The following is a 16,784-nucleotide window of genomic DNA, read 5'->3' on the forward strand; positions in this document are numbered from 1 at the left end:
GAAAATACAACCAGTTAAATAACCGAACGGATTGTCCTTTCCAGTCGTTACAACGCAGGGCCAAACATTGCTTTCGTGGGGTTGTATCGGCCGGTACTCGGATTACTGCAATCTTATGAGTAGTGGCACTTTGATTTCGTTCCGTCCGCTGGTCGCAATAGCGATCAGCGAGGCAGGTGCCGACCACGTAGCCTTGAGCTGGAAGGGAGGCCGAGTTGACCGATAACTTTGGTGGCTACGCCTACCTGGGCACCGAGTTACTGCGCGGCGTGTTGCGGGTATGCGGTGGCGCGGCTCATGACGCCATATGATCGAGGGGGCAGGCAGGTCACCCCAAAAAAAACACCCGTCTTCGCACCGCAGCTATTAAGTGGATGCACTTCTCGTCTGGGCGTTTTTGCGCTACCTGCGCGCTTTTCTGGTCCGATATCACGTCGTCAGGCAAGACCGCATTCACAATGCATCCCGCCTTTTCATTTGTCAGTTGTTATCCGGAGCGTCAGCCGAAAATATGTGCGGAAATTAGTTTTGAAATTTCCACTATCGCCGTTTTGCCGGTGAATTCGAATTTCACTTTGCCGAGTGCCGAAAAATAGATTTCCAGCTCCGAGTCCAGGTCGAAGGTGCCGGAAGTCTCGATCGAATAGGCGACGATGTTCTTGTAGGGCAGGGAGGTGAAGTCCTTCTTGCTGCCGGTAAGACCTTGCACGTTCACGGCGATGATGCGCTTGTTGGTGAACACCACGCCGTCGCGCATGGATTTGTAGGAATCGATGACCTGTTCATTTTCAAGTAACAGGGCGCTGACGCGTTGGGCGTATTCGTCGTTCTGCTTGAGTTTGAAAAAGCCTTTGTTATTGAAATCGATCATCCGTGGAACTCTCCATGACGGCGGTGGCTAGCCTGGCTAGAAGACCGCTACGGCGAAGATTTGGCAAGCGGCATAGCGGCCGAACGCGCTGGGCTTAATGGCTTCGCTCGACCATCCCCAGAATGATCGCCTGCAGCTCACCCTCTGCCTGTTCTGCGCTGATGTCGCCGGCCACGGCAGCGTCGCTGAGCGAGTCGGCGGCGCCGAGCATGGCCCACAGGCTGGCGACTGAAAGACCGCCTGCGTCGCAGAAGGGCGCCAGGATAGCTGCGCACTTTTCGATCAGCGCATGCTGGTACTGCTTCTTCACCGCGGCTAATTCCGGCGAGCCGGTGAGGGCGGCCACCACATCGGAGATCTCGCGGCCCTGGGTGAGTACGCAGTGCACATAGCTCGAGGCGATGACGCGGCTCTTGTCCGCCAGGGTCGGGGCTGCGGCTTCGATGGCAGCATCGAAGATCCGCGTTTGACGCTCGTCATAATCCTGATAGAGCGCGGCCAGCAGCCCATTACGCGTGCCGAAATGGTCGTAGACCACTGGCTTGGTGACACCTGCGGCCTCGGCCAGTCGGCCCAACGTCAGGGCGTCGGTGCCCTCGTTACCGATCAGCTGCCACGCCACCTCGAGCAACTGACGCGTGCGCTCCTCCCGTGGCAGGCGTCGACGTGGCGATTGGTTGGGCTGCGGGCTCATCGATACTCCGGGGTGGTTCAGAACGGCTCGGCGAACAGCTTACGGCCTATCGCCTGCGCCGTCTGCAGATGTGCCTCGGGGAAGCCGGGGGCCGAGGCCATCAGGAAGTGCGACGACGCGACCGGGGCGCCGCAGTAATCGAAGATGCCGTGTTCGATCTGCGTCTTCATCGCTTCTGCGTAAGCATGGCGCGTGAAGGTGCCGGCGTCCGCACCGCCGATGGCCACCAGGTGGACGGGCAGGCGCTGCAGCTTCTTCACCACCTTGCCGTTCTCGGCTTCCTCGTAGGCCCAGCCACCGGTGAGTACCCGGTCGATCCAACCCTTGAGCTGAGCCGGGAAGGACCACCAGTAGATCGGATAGACCAGCACCAGGGCGTCGGCCCGTTCGAGGCGGGCCTGCTCGGCGGCGACATCTGCCGGCACCGGGCCGCGTTTCTGGAACAGGGCGACATCCGCTTGGCTGTAAGTCGGGTCGAAGCCTTCGGCGGCCAGGTCGGCCAGTTCCACCGAGTGGGTGGGCGCGGAATGGCGTACACCATTGGCGAGCTGGGTGGCGATGGCGTGAGTGAGCGAGTGCGGATCCGGATGGGTGAAAACGATCAGGGCGTGCATCGGCGTTACCTCCAGTAGGTTTACCTACTATTGGTAACTTACTTTTGGTAGGTTGTCGAGCGGGCACAGGATCAACGGTGCAGCTGCGAGCAAACATTACTTGAGAATCAGCCGCAGTTGGCCCGTATAATCGCCCGTAACTTTTTGTGTCCGCCATTGCCTGGCGGGCCCCGTTGGGCTAGCCGCGCGGCTTTGCGAGCTGCGCGTGGATTTTGTGAGGAAAGGGTCAATGTCTGCTCATCGAGTAACGGGTCTGGCACGCGCGATCGCCGCGGGTGTGTTGTCTTCCCTGCTGTTCGCCACCGGTGTGCAGGCTGACGAGGCGGTAACCCTGACGCTGTACAACGGCCAGCACGAGGCCACCGGCAAAGCCGTGGCGGCGGCGTTCGAGAAGAAGACCGGCATCAAAGTACTGATCCGCAAGGGCGGCGGTGGCCAGCTGGCCAATCAGATCGCCGAAGAAGGCGACCGCTCACCGGCCGACATCGTTTACACCGAAGAGGCGCCGCCGTTGATCAAACTCGGCAGCCAGGGCCTGCTGGCCAAGGTCGATGACAGCACCCTCAAGCAGATCGACGCCAAGTTTTCCGATGACAACGGCAACTGGATCGGTATCACTTCGCGCGTGCGTGTGCTGGCCTACAACCCGGATCTGGTCACCGAAGCCGAGCTGCCCAAGAGCGTGCTGGAAGTGGCCAGCCCGGAGTGGGCCGGCAAGATCGCCTTCGTGCCGAGCAGTGGCGAGTTCCTCGGCCAGACCGCCGCGGTCATCCGCCTCAACGGCCGCGAAGCCGCCGAAGAATGGCTGACCGGTCTCAAGGCCTTCGGCTCCACCTACACCAACAACGTGATCGCCATGAAGGCTGTGGAGAACGGTGAGGTCGGCGCGGCGCTGGTCAACAGCTATTACTGGACGGCGCTGAAGAAAGAGAAGGGCGAGCTGAAATCCAAGCTGCATTACTTCGCCGACGGCGATGCCGGTGGCCTGTCGAGCGTTTCCGGGGCTGCCGTGGTCAAGGCCAGCAAGCACCCGAAGGAGGCGCAACAGTTCCTCGCCTTCATGATCAGCGAGGAGGGCCAGAAGGCCGTGCTCACCCAGTCCGCCGAATACCCGGTCAACCCCAAGGTGCCGGCCGACCCGCTGCTCAAGCCCTATGACCAGCTCAAGCCGCCGGCCATCACCGCCGCGCAGATCGGCCTGGCTGAGGATGCCCTGGAGCTGCAACGCGAAGTGGGTATGAACTGATCATGCAGCCCCAGGCGGTCAACCCGGAGCTGCCGCTGCCGGCACCGACCATCAGCAGCCGGCGTCGCAAGGCGCCGCCGATCTGGCTGCAGTTGCCGGTGCTGGCGCTATTGCTGGTCGCGGCGCTGCCGCTGTTCTTCGTGGTGGTGCGCGCCGCGCAGGTCGGCCCGCACGAAGCCTTCGCGCTGCTGTGGCGGCCGTTCGTGTTCGGCCTTCTGGCCAATACCCTGAAACTGATGGTGCTGGTGACCCTCGGCTGCGCGCTGCTCGGCCTGGCGCTGGCCTGGCTGGTGGAGCGCAGCGACCTGCGCTGGCGCCAGCAATGGAACGTGCTGCTGTGCCTGCCGTTCGCCATACCCTCGTTCGTCAGCGGCTTTACCTGGGTGTCGATCAGCCCGCTGTTCGAGGGCCTGGGCGGCACTGTGCTGGTGATGATCCTGTCCAAATATCCGCTTATCTATCTGCCGGTGGTGGCGGTGCTGCGCAACCTGGACCCGGCCATGGAAGAGTCGGCGCGCATGCTCGGCTGCAGCCGCCGCGAAGTGTTCTGGCGCGTCACCCTGCCGCTGTTGCGCCCGGCGCTGATGGCCACCAGCCTGTTGGTGGCGGTGCACATGTTGGTGGAGTTCGGCGCACCGTCGATCATGCGTTACCAGACCTTCACCACTGCCATCTATCAACAGTTCGAACTGGAGTTCAGCGGCAGCAACGCGGCCATGCTGTCGGCCTTGCTGCTGGGGCTGTGCATGCTGCTGCTGTGGGGCGAGTTCCGCCTGCGCGGGCGCGGCTATGCGCGTACCGGCCAGGGCGTAGCACGCAGTGCGGCGCGGGTGCGCCTGGGGCGCTGGGGCATCCTGGCGCAGGCGCTGTTGCTGGCTCTGGTGGTTGTTGGTTGTGGCGTGCCGCTGGTGATGCTGGGTTTCTGGATCGTTGATGGCAGCTCGGCCAGCTTCCCGGTCGCGGAGGTCGTCGCAACGCTGTGGTCGTCGCTGCGCTATTCCTTCGGTGGCGCCTTGCTCAGCTGCCTGCTGGCGCTGCCGGTGTGCCTGGTGGTGGTGCGTTACTACGGGCGCATGGCCACCCTGGCCGATCGCCTGCCGTATCTGCTGCACGCCTTGCCGGGGCTGTTGATTGCCCTGTCGCTGGTGTTCTTCGCCCTTGGCTACGTGCCGGCGCTCTACCAGACCAGCATCCTGCTGCTGGTGGCCTATGCATTGCTGTTCATGCCCATGGCCCAGGGGCCGATCCGGGTCGCCCTGGAAAAGGCCTCGCCGCAGCTCGAAGAGGCGGCGCGCACCCTGGGGCACACGCCGCTCGCGACCTTTCTGCGGGTGACCCTGCCGATCATTTTCCCGGCCATTGGCGCGGGCTTCGTGCTGGTGTTCCTCGACTGCATGAAGGAGCTGACAGCCACGCTGATTCTCGGCCCTACCGGCCTGGAAACCCTGGCCACCAAGGTCTGGTCGCACACCGGTAATCTGGAGTACGCCGGCGCCGCGCCCTATGCCGCGTTGATCGTGCTGGTGTCGGGGTTGCCGGTGTATTTGCTGACGACGCGGGCCTATCGCCGCTCTTGAATGCGGGCAGGAGGTGATGTCGCGGTATCGCGGCTTAACGCCCCCGCGTTCAAGGTGTATCGTGCGCAGCTCTCCAGCGCCCGTAGAGGCGCAATCGTTCAGACCTGATTAGCGTCACCGCAGTCCCGCTTCAGGAGCAGGTTTCATGAGTTTCACCCGTAGACAGGTGTTGGGTGGTCTGGTCGGCCTCGGCGTGGTCGGTCTCGGCGCTGGCGGCGCGCGTTATTGGCTGGGTCGCCCGTTTGATCGCAAGACCCACGACTACGAGCTGATCGCGGCGCCCCACGACATCGAACTGGTGCCTGGCCATGTCACCCCAGCCTGGACCTTCGGTGGTCAGGCGCCCGGCGTGGAGCTGCGCTGCCGCCAGGGCGACGAGCTGCGCGTGCGCTTTATCAATCACCTGCCCGAGCCCACCACTATCCACTGGCACGGCATCCGCCTGCCACTGGAAATGGACGGCGTGCCCTATGTGTCCCAGGCGCCGGTATTGCCGGGGGAATTCTTCGACTACCGCTTCGTCACCCCGGACGCCGGCAGCTACTGGTACCACCCCCACGAGTCCAGCGCCAAACAGCTGGGCCGTGGGCTAGTCGGCCCGCTGGTCATTGAGGAGCGCGAGCCTACTGGCTTCAAGCACGAGCGCACCCTGTGCCTGAAGAGCTGGCACGTGGACGAACAGGGCGGCTTCACCGAATTCAGCGTGCCCCGCGAAGCGGCGCGGGAGGGCACCCGCGGTCGCCTGTCGACCATCAACGGCGTGTCGTTGCCGACCCTGGAGTTGCCCGCCGGCCAGGTGGTGCGCCTGCGCCTGATCAACGTCGACAGCACCATCACCTATCGCCTCAATCTCTCGGGCGGCGAGGCGCGCATCTATGCTCTGGACGGCAATCCGATAAAACCACGCCCGCTGGGCAAGGACTACTGGCTGGGCCCGGGCATGCGCATCGACCTGGCGCTCAAGGTGCCGGCGGCTGGCAGCGAAGAATTGTCGCTGCGTAACGGGCCATTGCGCCTGGCGACCATCAAGTCGGTGGCCAGCGACGAGCCTGCCGCCGAATGGCCGCCGGCGTTGCCGCCGAACCCGGTGGCCGAGCCGGACTTGACGAAAGCCGAAACTCTGCGCTTCAACTTCGAGTGGGCCGCGGCATTGGCATCGCCTGCTGATGAGGCTGCCGGCCGCTACAAGTACTGGCAGATCAACGGGCAGGCCTGGGACATCAATGACAAGACCTGCGCCGACCGGCCCATCGCCAAGCTGAAAAAGGACGGTCACTACATCTTCGTGTTGCGCAACATGGCCCAGTACCAGCACCCGATCCACCTGCATGGCTTGATCTTCAAAGTGCTGGATTCCAACCGCCGCAAGATCGAGCCGTACTACACTGATACCTTCCTGCTCGGCAAGAACGAGACCGCGCGCATCGCCTTCGTGGCCGATAATCCTGGCGTGTGGATGTTCCACTGCCACGTCATCGACCATATGGAAACCGGTCTGATGGCCGCCGTCGAGATCGCCTGACGTGAGTGCCCTGATTTGAAAGCCCCGCTGATCATCGACCGCAGCCAGGACCAGCGCTTTATGCGCGAAGCGCTGGAGTTGGCTGCCGAAGGCGCTCTGCGCGGCGAAGTGCCGGTCGGCGCCGTGCTGGTGCAGGACGGCGAAGTGATCGGCCGCGGCTTCAACTGCCCGATCTCCACTTCGGATCCCAGCGCCCACGCCGAGATGGTCGCCATCCGCGCCGCCGCTCAGGCCATCGCCAACTACCGCCTGCCCGGCAGCACTCTTTACGTGACCCTGGAACCCTGCGCCATGTGCGCGGGGCTGATCGTCCACTCACGTGTGCAACGCGTGGTATTCGGCGCCAGCGAACCCCGCGCGGGCATGGCGGTAAGCCGAGGCCAGTTCTTCGATCAGGCCTTTCTCAACCACCGCGTGCGGGTCGAGGGCGGGGTGCTGGGCGAGGAGTGTGGTGAGGTGCTGAGGGCGTTTTTCAAGGCGCGGCGGGGATAGTCGGTGGCTATAGGGCCAGATATTTCTACGCCCGTGACAATACATGGGGAGTATCGGGATTGATCAAAGCAGGGATGTTTGCAGCGGTGGCACTGCTGGGCGCATCTGCCCAGGCGGCGGAGCGGCAGGTGTATCTGGTGGCCACGGTGCAGCTGGACGGCTCCAATCTGGCCCAGAGCATCTTTCTCCACGAGCCGCAGATCACAGAGTTGCAGGGTTGCCTGGATGCCGTACGCAAGGGGCAGCGTGAGCGCGACTGGATGCAGTATCACCACATCTTCCAGCGCGACAAATTCAAGGGCTTCACCGGGCATATGCATTACCGCTGTGTTTACAGCGACCTACAGATCAGCGGCTGGTACGACAAGATGCACTACAACCAGCCCTATCTGATCAGCATCGATGATGGTGCGGTGCTGAGCGTCAGCCGCCCGCCGAGCCTGGCGCAGTGCTCGACCCAGTGGAGTGCCTTGCCAGCGAAGAAGCAGGCGCAGAGTTTCTGCGCCATGGGCAATCAGACCGTCACGCGCTGAGGCGTTTTCGCTTAGCGAGCGCGCTCGAACACCAGGCTGACCTTGGCACCGCCAGGGCGCTGGAAACTTTCGATCATGCGATTGCCCTGTACCTCCATGCGCAGTTCCCGGGTGGTTCGTACGTCGCCGGTCCAGTTCGGGAAGGATGAGCCTTCCACGGTATTGCCGCTGAAGTCGCCCTGGGCATCGACGCTGTAGCGCCCGTACAGCGCCAGGCTGCTGGCCATCACGGCGCGGTTCTCCGCGTCGGTGCCGCCTCCGCGCTGGTCGGAGGCAAAGCGCGGAATGCGCGGGTCGTGCAGAAACTCCACGAAGTACAGATCCGGTGTGAATACCAGTCGGCCTTTCGGCTCGGGCCCGTAGGGATGGCTGATTACGCCGTCGTTTTCGACTTTGGCGGCGATCAGGTTCCAGGTTCCGGCGACCTTGTTCGATTTCGACTCGGCGTTGCTGCTCATGGCAGCCAGCAGCAACGTGGCCGCGGCTGCCAGGCGGGTCAATGAATGCAGATGCATTTCAGACCTCCTGGCTGTCGGCCGAGAGAGCCACATCACGCTGCGCTTCGAGCGCTTCGCGGCGCTCGGTCAGGACGCGGTGGATATTCTCATAGGCGGTGCTGCCCAGGGCCAGGCGCAGGGGCGGGTTGCTCGCATCGGCCGCCTGGATGATTGCCGCGACTGTATTGACGGCATCACCGCGGATTTCGAATTCGCCACTTTTGATCATTGCGTGCACTTGGCCGGCCGGCGTGTCCTGATAGGCGCCGGAGGGCGTAGCCAGGTCGAGGGCTGCGGCGAAGTTGGTGCCCGTCGGGCCGGGCTCGGCAAGGATGAAGTCGATGCCGAAGGGCGCGACTTCCTGGGCCACGGATTCGACAAAGCCTTCGATCCCCCATTTGCTGGCGTGGTAGAGGCTGAAGCCGGGATAGGCGATCTGCCCGCCTTCGGAAGACACCTGAACGATGCGGCCGCCACCCTGGGCACGCAGGTGAGCCAGGCTGCGGCGGATCAGTTGGATCGAGCCGGTCAGGTTGGTCGCCAGCACCCGTTCGATCTGCTCGTCGCTCACCTGCTCGGCGGGGCCGAACAGGCCGTAGCCCGCATTGCTGACGATGACGTCGATACGGCCGGCGCGGGCGAAGGCGTGATCGATCACGCGGCTGATCTGCGTGGTGTCGGTGAGGTCCAGGGTGAGCACCTGCAGCTGTTCGCCGTATCGGTCGGCCAGTTCCTGCAGAGCTTGCTCACGGCGTGCGGTGGCGACTACCCGGTCGCCGCGCTCCAGCAGTTGGGTGGTCATGATCTTGCCGAGCCCGGAAGAAGCACCGGTGATAAGCCAGGTCTTGTTCATGCTGTGCACCTCGTTCGTTGCTTGATGGGTGCATTCACTGTAAACAGATTATTTGTTGTGATAATCGGCGTTAATTCGCATGAGCTGGTGAATGAGGATCAACAATGAGCAGGCCGTCGCTGAGTGATCTCACTGCCCTGATGGCGGTTGCGCAGCACCGCAGCTTTCGCAAGGCAGCCGATGAGCTGGGCATTTCCCGCTCCGCGCTCAGCCATGCCATCGCCGCGCTGGAGCGCCGGCTGGGTGTGCGCCTGCTGCACCGCACCACACGCAGTGTGGCGCCGACCGAAGCGGGGGAGCACTTCCTGCAGCGCCTGTCGCCGGTGCTGCAGGAACTTGATCAGGCCATCGATGCCTTGACCGAGGAGGGCGGTCACCCCACCGGGACCTTGCGCATCAACGGCGGCGAGGAGGCCATGCGCGTATTGCTCAAACGCGTGGTGCCTGCGTTTCTAGCGCGCTATCCGCAGGTTTCCCTGGATCTGGTCAGCGACGGTCATCTGGTGGATGTGGTGCGCGAAGGCTTCGATGCAGGTATCCGCCTGGCCGAGGCCGTGCCTCAGGACATGATCGCCGTCGCACTCAGTGAGGACTTTCGTTTTCTTGCCGTGGCCTCGCCCGAGTACCTGGCCAGCGCCGGGCGGCCCGAAACGCCTGAGGATCTGAGTAACCACTGCTGCATCCGCCAGCGTCTGCCCAGCGGCAAGCTGTATCGCTGGGAGTTCGAACAGCGCGGCCAGGAAGTCGCCGTGGATGTGCCGGGCAGCCTGACCCTCAACCATACGCAACTGATGATCGAGGCGGCCGCCGCCGGGCTGGGCATTGCCTATGTGCCGGACATGGCGGCGCAGTGCTGGCTGGAGGAGGGCAAGCTGGTCGCGGTGCTGGAGGACTGGTCGCCGCCGGTCGGAGGCTTGCGTCTTTATTACCCGGGCCACCGCCACGTGTCGGCGGCGCTGCGGGCATTTATCGAGGTGATGAAGAGCGTTCGCTAGCGGCGCCTGGGGAAAGGATTAAAGCGGCGCCTTTTCCTGCTGCTCCGGGTGATCCTTGCCGACGCCTGGCACGTGCAGGCCGCTCTCGGCGACCTGGCTGCCTTCCAGTTGCGGCTGGGTTACCCAGGTGAGGATGTCGTAGTAGCGTCGGATGTTGCGCACGAAATGCACCGGCTCGCCGCCGCGGGCATAGCCGTAGCGGGTCTTGCTGTACCACTGCTTCTGCGACAGGCGCGGCAGGATTTTCTGCACGTCCAGCCACTTGTTGGGGTCCAGGCCCTCGGCCTCGGTGAGCTTGCGCGCATCTTCCAGGTGGCCGCCGCCAATGTTGTAAGAGGCGAGGGCGAACCAGGTACGATCCGGCTCCTGAATGCTGTCAGGCAGTTGTTCTTTCACATGCACCAGGTACTTGGCGCCGCCCTGGATGCTTTGCTGCGGGTTGAGGCGGTCTGATACGCCCATTGCCTGGGCGGTGTTCAGGGTCAGCATCATCAGCCCACGCACACCGGTCTTTGAGGTGGCGCCAGGCTGCCAGAGTGATTCCTGATATCCGACGGCGGCAAGCAGGCGCCAGTCCAGGTCGTTTTCCTTGGCAGACTTGCGGAAGTGTTTCTCGTAGCGCGGCAGGCGTTGCTGCAGATGCTGCGCGAAGGTGTAGGCGCCCACGTAACCCAGAACGTCGACATGGCCGTAGTAGCGTTCTTTAAGGCGCTGCAGGCTGCCGTTGTCCTGGGAGCGGCGCAGGAAGCCGTCGACCTGCTCGAGTAGGCTGTCATCCTCGCCCGGTGCCACCGCCCAGACCAGGTTGCGCGAGTCACCCAGATCGAAGCCGACACGCACGTTGGGGAAATACACCTGGTTCATGGCCAGCTCGTTGGAGTCGACCAGGGTCAGGTCGATTTCGCCTTCGTCGACCATGCGTAGCAGGTCGACCACCTCGACATCGGATGACTCTTCATATTTAAGGTCAGGCACCTGAGCCTTCAGCGCGGCCAGTTGTTCGGCATGGCTGCTGCCCTTGAGCACCAGAATGCGTTTGCCGATCAGATCTTCAGGACGGCTCGGGCGGCGCTGACCGTTGCGGTAAACGATTTGCGGGGTCACTTCCAGGTAGGGCACGGAAAAGCGCGCGCTTTGCTGGCGGCCTGCGCTTTCCACCAGGCCGGCGGCGGCCAGCACCGGGCCACCCGGTTTGCCCAGGCGGGAGAAAAGATCGTCGAGGTTGTCGGCCGTCTGGATTTCCAGCTTGACGTCCAGGTCGTCGGCAAAACGCTTGACCAGCTCGTACTCGAAGCCGGTTTCACCGTTACGATCCTGGAAATAGGTGGCGGGGCTGTTGCGGGTTATCACGCGCAGCACGCCTTCCTCCTTGATCCGCTCCAGGCTGCTCGGAGGTTCCGCGCAGCCGCTGAGCATCAGGAGTAATCCGATCGCCGACAGCCAGCCGGCGTAGCGCTTGCCAATCAGGTTTGGAGAGGGCATCGGCGCAGTATACGCCAACGCCGTGCCGTTCCATATCTGGACAGTGCACGTGCGCTCTGCTAGGCGAACGCGCTTTCCAGAGGCGCGCCGGCTGGCCGGTCAGGGCATGAGCGGGCGTGCCGCGCTCGCCGCTTTAGGCTAGAATATGCGCCCTCAAAGCACACCCCCTTCCCAGAGGCTGTCCCCTGATGCTGATCCTGCGCGGCGCTCCCGCCCTTTCCGCCTTTCGCCACGGTAAATTGCTCGAGCAACTGACCAGTAAAGTGCCTGCTGTGACCGGCCTGTATGCCGAGTTCGCCCACTTTGCCGACGTCGACGGTGCGCTGAGTGCCGACGAAGAGCAGGTACTGGCCCGTCTGCTCAAATACGGCCCGAGCGTGCCAGTGCAGGAACCCAGCGGCCGTTTGCTGTTGACCATCCCGCGTTTCGGCACCATTTCGCCGTGGTCGAGCAAGGCCAGCGACATTGCCCGCAACTGCGGTTTGGACAAGATCCGTCGCCTGGAGCGGGGCATTGCCTACTATGTAGCCGGCGAGCTGAGCGACGCCGATGTGCAGCAGGTCGCCGCCGTATTGCATGACCGTATGACTCAGGTCGTGCTGAACAAGCTGGAAGACGCGGCCGGGCTGTTCAGCCATGCAGAGCCCAAGCCGCTGACCGCCGTGGACATCCTCGGTGGTGGCCGCCCGGCGCTGGAGAAGGCCAACGTCGAGCTGGGCCTGGCCCTGGCCGAAGACGAGATCGATTACCTGGTCAACGCCTTCCAGGGTTTGAAGCGCAACCCGCACGACATCGAATTGATGATGTTCGCCCAAGCCAACTCCGAGCACTGCCGCCACAAGATCTTCAATGCCAGCTGGGACATCGACGGCGAAAGCCAGGAGAAGTCGCTGTTCGGCATGATCAAGAACACCTACCAGATGCACAGCGAGAACGTGCTGTCCGCTTATAAGGACAACGCCTCGGTGATCGTCGGCCACACCGCCGGGCGCTTCTTCCCCAATCCTGAAACCCGCCAGTACGGCGCGGTGAAGGAGCCTGTGCACATCCTGATGAAGGTGGAAACCCACAACCACCCGACCGCCATCTCGCCGTTCTCCGGTGCGTCCACCGGCTCCGGCGGTGAGATCCGCGACGAGGGCGCCACCGGTCGTGGTGCCAAGCCGAAAGCTGGCCTGACCGGTTTCACCGTTTCCAACCTGAACATCCCTGGTTTCGAGCAGCCCTGGGAGCAGGCCTACGGTAAGCCCGAGCGCATCGTCACGCCGCTGGACATCATGATCGAGGGCCCGCTGGGCGGCGCCGCGTTCAACAACGAATTCGGCCGTCCGGCGCTGACCGGCTACTTCCGTACCTTCGAGCAATCGATTGCCACCCCGCACGGCGACGAAGTGCGCGGCTACCACAAACCGATCATGCTCGCCGGCGGCATGGGCAACATCCGTGAAGACCATGTGCAGAAGGGCGAGATCACCGTCGGCGCCAAGCTGATCGTGCTCGGTGGTCCGGCCATGCTGATCGGCCTGGGCGGCGGCGCCGCCTCGTCGGTGGCTACCGGTGCCAGCTCGGCCGATCTGGATTTCGCCTCGGTGCAGCGCGAGAACCCGGAAATGGAACGCCGCTGCCAGGAGGTCATCGACCGCTGCTGGCAGCTGGGCGACGCCAACCCCATCGCCTTCATCCATGACGTCGGCGCGGGCGGCATTTCCAACGCCTTCCCGGAACTGGTCAACGATGGTGGCCGCGGTGGCCGCTTCGAGCTGCGCAACGTGCCCAACGACGAGCCGGGCATGGCCCCGCACGAGATCTGGAGCAACGAATCCCAGGAGCGTTACGTGCTGGCGGTCAGCGCCAAGGACTTCGCGCGCTTCAAGGCCATCTGCGAGCGCGAGCGTTGCCCGTTCGCGGTGGTCGGTGAGGCCACCGAAGAGCCGCACCTGACCGTGACCGACAGCCACTTCGCCAACACCCCGGTAGACATGCCGCTCGAAGTGCTGCTCGGCAAGCCGCCGCGCATGCACCGTTCGGTGACCCGCGAGGCCGAGCTGGGCGACGATTTCGACCCGAGCAAGCTGGACATCAACGAAGCCGCCGAGCGCGTACTGCGTCACCCGGCCGTGGCCAGCAAGAGCTTTTTGATCACCATTGGCGACCGTACCATCACCGGCCTGGTCGCCCGTGATCAGATGGTCGGCCCATGGCAGGTGCCGGTGGCCGACGTTGCCGTGACCGCCACCAGCTTTGACGTCTACACCGGCGAAGCCATGGCGATGGGCGAGCGCACCCCGCTAGCCCTGCTCGACGCCCCGGCTTCCGGCCGTATGGCCATTGGCGAAACCATCACCAACATCGCCGCTTCGCACATCGAGAAACTCTCCGACATCAAACTGTCGGCCAACTGGATGTCCGCTGCCGGTCACCCAGGTGAAGACGCCCGCCTGTACGACACCGTCAAGGCCGTCGGTATGGAGCTGTGCCCCGAGCTGGGCCTGACCATTCCGGTGGGTAAAGACTCGATGTCGATGAAAACCAAGTGGAGCGAAGAGGGCGCGGAGAAGAGCGTCACCTCGCCGCTGTCGCTGATCGTCACCGGTTTCGCGCCGGTCGCCGACGTGCGCAAGACCCTGACCCCAGAGCTGCGCATGGACAAGGGCGAGACCGATCTGATCCTCATAGACCTGGGCCGTGGCCAGAACCGCATGGGCGCCTCGATCCTCGCTCAGGTGTACAGCAAGCTCGGCCAGCAGGCGCCGGACGTCGACGACGCCGAAGACCTCAAGGCCTTCTTCGCGGTGATCCAGGGCCTCAACGCCGATGGTCACCTGCTGGCCTACCACGACCGTTCCGACGGTGGCCTGTTGGTTAGCGTGCTGGAAATGGCTTTCGCCGGTCATTGTGGCCTCAACCTGCAGCTCGACGGTCTGGTCGAAAGCCGCGAAGAACTCGCCGCCTTTCTGTTCAACGAAGAGCTGGGCGCGGTGATCCAGGTTCGCCAGGACGCCACCCCGGACGCGCTCGCCCAGTTCAGCGCCGCTGGCCTGGAAGACTGCGTCGCGGTGATCGGCAAGCCGGTCAACAACGGCGACGTGGCCATCAGCTACAACGACCAACCGGTGTTCAGTGGCCAGCGCCGCTTGCTGCAGCGCCAGTGGGCCGAGACCAGCCATCGCATCCAGCGTCTGCGTGACAACGCCGACTGCGCGGATCAGGAATTCGATGCGTTGCTGGAAGAAGACAACCCGGGCCTGTCGATCAAGCTGGGCTTCGACGTCAACGACGACATCGCCGCGCCATACATCAAGAAGGGCGTGCGCCCGCAGGTTGCCGTGCTGCGCGAGCAGGGCGTCAACGGTCAGGTGGAAATGGCGGCGGCCTTCGACCGCGCCGGCTTCACTTCGGTTGACGTGCACATGAGCGATATTCTCGCCGGTCGCGTTGATCTGAATGACTTCAAAGGCCTGGTCGCATGCGGCGGCTTCTCCTACGGTGACGTGCTCGGCGCCGGTGAAGGCTGGGCCAAGTCGGCGCTGTTCAACACCCGTGCCCGCGACGCCTTCCAGGGCTTCTTCGAGCGCAAGGACAGCTTCACCCTGGGCGTGTGCAACGGTTGCCAGATGCTCTCCAACCTGCACGAGCTGATTCCGGGTACCGAGTTCTGGCCGCACTTCGTGCGCAACCGCTCCGAGCAGTTCGAAGCGCGCGTGGCCATGGTTCAGGTCCAGGAGTCGGCATCGATCTTCCTGCGTGGCATGGCCGGCTCGCGCATGCCGATCGCCATTGCCCACGGTGAAGGCCATGCCGAGTTCGAAAGCGAGGAAGCGCTGCTCGAAGCCGACCTGTCCGGCACCGTGGCGCTGCGTTTCGTCGACAACCACGGCAAGGTCACCGAAGCCTACCCGGCCAACCCGAACGGCTCGCCGCGCGGGATCACCGGCCTGACCAGCCGCGATGGTCGCGTGACCATCATGATGCCGCATCCGGAGCGCGTGTTCCGCGCCGTGCAGAACTCCTGGCGGCCGGACGAGTGGCAGGAAGATGGCGGCTGGATGCGCATGTTCCGTAACGCGCGGGTCTGGGTCGACTGATCAAGTCGCTCGCTGCACGAAACAGAAAAACGCCAGGCATTGCCTGGCGTTTTTCGTTTGCGGAATTGAGCAGTAACCGCTGGTTCAGATCGTCGGTTTTGAGACATGGCGCCTGGGTTTTTAAACGGCACCAGCTAGTCTGCAGGAAGTGATTGGCACCTTGCGGCAACCCCGAATGGTGCCTTCTCGGATAAGTCCGAATGTTTCAGCAGTGTTGGCTGTGTCACGAATCTTGCTAGGCAATGTGCCATCATGCTGTGGCATTATTGGCTCATTGTTTTCAGCGACTTGCAGTGGAGTAGTTGATGTACAAGTTGTGTTTCTACGTTCCGGAAAGCCATCTGGAAAGCGTGAAAGCGGCAGTATTCGCCGAGGGCGCCGGGCGCGCCGCTGGCTACGACCACTGCTGTTGGCAAACCCAAGGCCGTGGCCAGTTCCGCCCGCTGGAAGGCAGCAAGCCGTACATTGGCCAGAGCGGTGAGCTGGCGACCGTGTCTGAGTGGAAAGTCGAGCTGGTGGTGGGCGATGAGCTGATCCACAACGCCGTCAAAGCCCTGAAGAAAGCCCACCCCTACGAAGTGCCTGCTTTCGAAGTGTGGCGCTTGTCCGATCTGCAGTTCTAACCACCGCTTCTCGTCCCGGCTTCGCTCCTGCGGATCACCTCAGGGGCGAATCTCGATCAGCGTACCGTCCTTCACCAGCGTCCAGACCTCGCGCATGTCGGCGTTCTTCATGGCGATGCAGCCTTCGGTCCAGTCCAGGGTGTGGAAGAACCACTCCGGGTATTCATCGTCCAGCGGCGTGCCGTGGATCATGATCATGCTACCCGGCTTCACCCCGGCGGCCTTTGCCTGTGCCTGGTCACGAGCGTTGGGGTAGGAGATGTGCATCGACAGGTTGTACTTCTCGCTCTGGCGCCGCCAGTCGATCCAGTAGAAGCCCTCGGGCGTGCGCAAATCGCCCTCGCGCACCTTGGCGCCGACCGGCTGTTTACCTAAAGAAATGCGGTACGACTTCAGCGTCTTGCCCTGGCTGATCAGTTGTAGCCGGCGCTGGGATTTCTCTACCAATACCTTGTCGACGGTCGCCACGGGAGTGGCAGGCGCAGTGGCCGCGTGCCCGGCCAGGGCCAAAGAGAAGAGGGTGAAGGCGAGCAACCAGCGCATGGGGATTTTCGACTGAGCAGATGGCCGGCGGGCGGCGGAGGCTCATTCTAAAGGTTGCAGCATCGGGGCGCCTAGAGTCTGCTGCCCCGCGCATCGCTTTGCCTGGATAGCCTGATGTAGAGCGAAGCGAAACCCAGGAAGCGGTATTCGTTATGCC

The 16,784-nt window shown here is 63.4% G+C and carries 15 protein-coding genes; 8 read left to right on the plus strand and 7 right to left on the minus strand.

Annotated features, from left to right (window positions below):
* Positions 1–499 precede the first annotated feature (499 nt).
* The 3 genes from BM279_RS07825 to BM279_RS07835 form a co-directional block, all read right to left on the minus strand.
* Positions 500–871 (minus strand): PH domain-containing protein, encoded by a 372-nt coding sequence (locus BM279_RS07825; protein WP_093502573.1) that lies wholly within the window; start codon positions 869–871, stop codon positions 500–502.
* Between the two features lie 94 nt (positions 872–965).
* On the minus strand, positions 966–1,565 hold the full coding sequence (locus BM279_RS07830) for a TetR/AcrR family transcriptional regulator (RefSeq protein WP_093502575.1): 600 nt from the start codon (positions 1,563–1,565) through the stop codon (positions 966–968).
* 17 nt (positions 1,566–1,582) lie between these two features.
* Positions 1,583–2,179, minus strand: coding sequence for an NAD(P)H-dependent oxidoreductase (locus BM279_RS07835; protein ID WP_093502577.1), 597 nt, complete (start codon positions 2,177–2,179; stop codon positions 1,583–1,585).
* A 229-nt stretch (positions 2,180–2,408) separates the two neighbouring features.
* Here BM279_RS07835 and BM279_RS07840 point away from each other — a divergent pair, with 229 nt between their 5' ends.
* The 5 genes from BM279_RS07840 (at position 2,409) to BM279_RS07860 (ending at position 7,549) form a co-directional block, all read left to right on the plus strand.
* Positions 2,409–3,425, plus strand: a complete 1,017-nt coding sequence (locus BM279_RS07840) for an extracellular solute-binding protein (RefSeq protein WP_093502579.1) — start codon at positions 2,409–2,411, stop codon at positions 3,423–3,425.
* 2 nt (positions 3,426–3,427) lie between these two features.
* Complete coding sequence (locus BM279_RS07845; RefSeq protein ID WP_093502581.1) at positions 3,428–5,002, plus strand: ABC transporter permease; 1,575 nt, start codon at positions 3,428–3,430, stop codon at positions 5,000–5,002.
* A 145-nt stretch (positions 5,003–5,147) separates the two neighbouring features.
* Positions 5,148–6,524, plus strand: a complete 1,377-nt coding sequence (locus BM279_RS07850) for a multicopper oxidase family protein (RefSeq protein ID WP_093502583.1) — start codon at positions 5,148–5,150, stop codon at positions 6,522–6,524.
* A 15-nt stretch (positions 6,525–6,539) separates the two neighbouring features.
* Entirely contained in the window at positions 6,540–7,016 is a 477-nt protein-coding gene (tadA, locus tag BM279_RS07855) for a tRNA adenosine(34) deaminase TadA (protein WP_093502585.1), read from the plus strand.
* A 74-nt stretch (positions 7,017–7,090) separates the two neighbouring features.
* Positions 7,091–7,549 (plus strand): hypothetical protein, encoded by a 459-nt coding sequence (locus BM279_RS07860; RefSeq protein ID WP_093502587.1) that lies wholly within the window; start codon positions 7,091–7,093, stop codon positions 7,547–7,549.
* An 11-nt stretch (positions 7,550–7,560) separates the two neighbouring features.
* Here BM279_RS07860 and BM279_RS07865 read toward each other — a convergent pair whose 3' ends face one another.
* Entirely contained in the window at positions 7,561–8,064 is a 504-nt protein-coding gene (locus tag BM279_RS07865) for a lipocalin-like domain-containing protein (RefSeq protein ID WP_093502589.1), read from the minus strand.
* 1 nt (position 8,065) lies between these two features.
* Positions 8,066–8,899, minus strand: coding sequence for an SDR family oxidoreductase (locus BM279_RS07870; protein ID WP_093502591.1), 834 nt, complete (start codon positions 8,897–8,899; stop codon positions 8,066–8,068).
* A gap of 104 nt (positions 8,900–9,003) precedes the next feature.
* On the opposite strand from BM279_RS07870, the gene BM279_RS07875 reads away from it, so the two are divergent.
* Positions 9,004–9,894, plus strand: a complete 891-nt coding sequence (locus BM279_RS07875; RefSeq protein ID WP_093502593.1) for a LysR family transcriptional regulator — start codon at positions 9,004–9,006, stop codon at positions 9,892–9,894.
* Between the two features lie 18 nt (positions 9,895–9,912).
* Here BM279_RS07875 and mltF read toward each other — a convergent pair whose 3' ends face one another.
* Positions 9,913–11,376 carry a membrane-bound lytic murein transglycosylase MltF gene (mltF, locus tag BM279_RS07880; protein ID WP_093502595.1) on the minus strand — a complete coding sequence of 488 codons (1,464 nt, stop codon included), beginning with the start codon at positions 11,374–11,376 and terminating at the stop codon, positions 9,913–9,915.
* A gap of 188 nt (positions 11,377–11,564) precedes the next feature.
* Here mltF and purL point away from each other — a divergent pair, with 188 nt between their 5' ends.
* On the plus strand, positions 11,565–15,461 hold the full coding sequence (gene purL / locus BM279_RS07885; protein WP_093502597.1) for a phosphoribosylformylglycinamidine synthase: 3,897 nt from the start codon (positions 11,565–11,567) through the stop codon (positions 15,459–15,461).
* Positions 15,462–15,766: 305 nt separating this feature from the next.
* Positions 15,767–16,084, plus strand: coding sequence for a YqfO family protein (locus BM279_RS07890; protein ID WP_093502599.1), 318 nt, complete (start codon positions 15,767–15,769; stop codon positions 16,082–16,084).
* Positions 16,085–16,123: 39 nt separating this feature from the next.
* On the opposite strand, the gene BM279_RS07895 is transcribed toward BM279_RS07890, so the two are convergent.
* Positions 16,124–16,627, minus strand: coding sequence for a L,D-transpeptidase family protein (locus BM279_RS07895; protein WP_093502601.1), 504 nt, complete (start codon positions 16,625–16,627; stop codon positions 16,124–16,126).
* Positions 16,628–16,784 lie beyond the last annotated feature (157 nt).

Origin of the sequence: Phytopseudomonas straminea, assembly GCF_900112645.1 — a bacterium.
In the GTDB taxonomy this organism is placed as follows: domain Bacteria; phylum Pseudomonadota; class Gammaproteobacteria; order Pseudomonadales; family Pseudomonadaceae; genus Aquipseudomonas; species Aquipseudomonas straminea.

What these genes read in the sequence shown, in the direction of transcription:
- BM279_RS07825 (WP_093502573.1), bottom strand. Translation starts at nt 871, where the DNA reads ATGATCGATTTCAATAACAAAGGCTTTTTCAAACTCAAGCAGAACGAC.
- BM279_RS07830 (WP_093502575.1), bottom strand. Translation starts at nt 1,565, where the DNA reads ATGAGCCCGCAGCCCAACCAATCGCCACGTCGACGCCTGCCACGGGAG.
- BM279_RS07835 (WP_093502577.1), bottom strand. Translation starts at nt 2,179, where the DNA reads ATGCACGCCCTGATCGTTTTCACCCATCCGGATCCGCACTCGCTCACT.
- BM279_RS07840 (WP_093502579.1), top strand. Translation starts at nt 2,409, where the DNA reads ATGTCTGCTCATCGAGTAACGGGTCTGGCACGCGCGATCGCCGCGGGT.
- BM279_RS07845 (WP_093502581.1), top strand. Translation starts at nt 3,428, where the DNA reads ATGCAGCCCCAGGCGGTCAACCCGGAGCTGCCGCTGCCGGCACCGACC.
- BM279_RS07850 (WP_093502583.1), top strand. Translation starts at nt 5,148, where the DNA reads ATGAGTTTCACCCGTAGACAGGTGTTGGGTGGTCTGGTCGGCCTCGGC.
- BM279_RS07860 (WP_093502587.1), top strand. Translation starts at nt 7,091, where the DNA reads ATGTTTGCAGCGGTGGCACTGCTGGGCGCATCTGCCCAGGCGGCGGAG.
- BM279_RS07865 (WP_093502589.1), bottom strand. Translation starts at nt 8,064, where the DNA reads ATGCATCTGCATTCATTGACCCGCCTGGCAGCCGCGGCCACGTTGCTG.
- BM279_RS07870 (WP_093502591.1), bottom strand. Translation starts at nt 8,899, where the DNA reads ATGAACAAGACCTGGCTTATCACCGGTGCTTCTTCCGGGCTCGGCAAG.
- BM279_RS07875 (WP_093502593.1), top strand. Translation starts at nt 9,004, where the DNA reads ATGAGCAGGCCGTCGCTGAGTGATCTCACTGCCCTGATGGCGGTTGCG.
- mltF (WP_093502595.1), bottom strand. Translation starts at nt 11,376, where the DNA reads ATGCCCTCTCCAAACCTGATTGGCAAGCGCTACGCCGGCTGGCTGTCG.
- purL (WP_093502597.1), top strand. Translation starts at nt 11,565, where the DNA reads ATGCTGATCCTGCGCGGCGCTCCCGCCCTTTCCGCCTTTCGCCACGGT.
- BM279_RS07890 (WP_093502599.1), top strand. Translation starts at nt 15,767, where the DNA reads ATGTACAAGTTGTGTTTCTACGTTCCGGAAAGCCATCTGGAAAGCGTG.
- BM279_RS07895 (WP_093502601.1), bottom strand. Translation starts at nt 16,627, where the DNA reads ATGCGCTGGTTGCTCGCCTTCACCCTCTTCTCTTTGGCCCTGGCCGGG.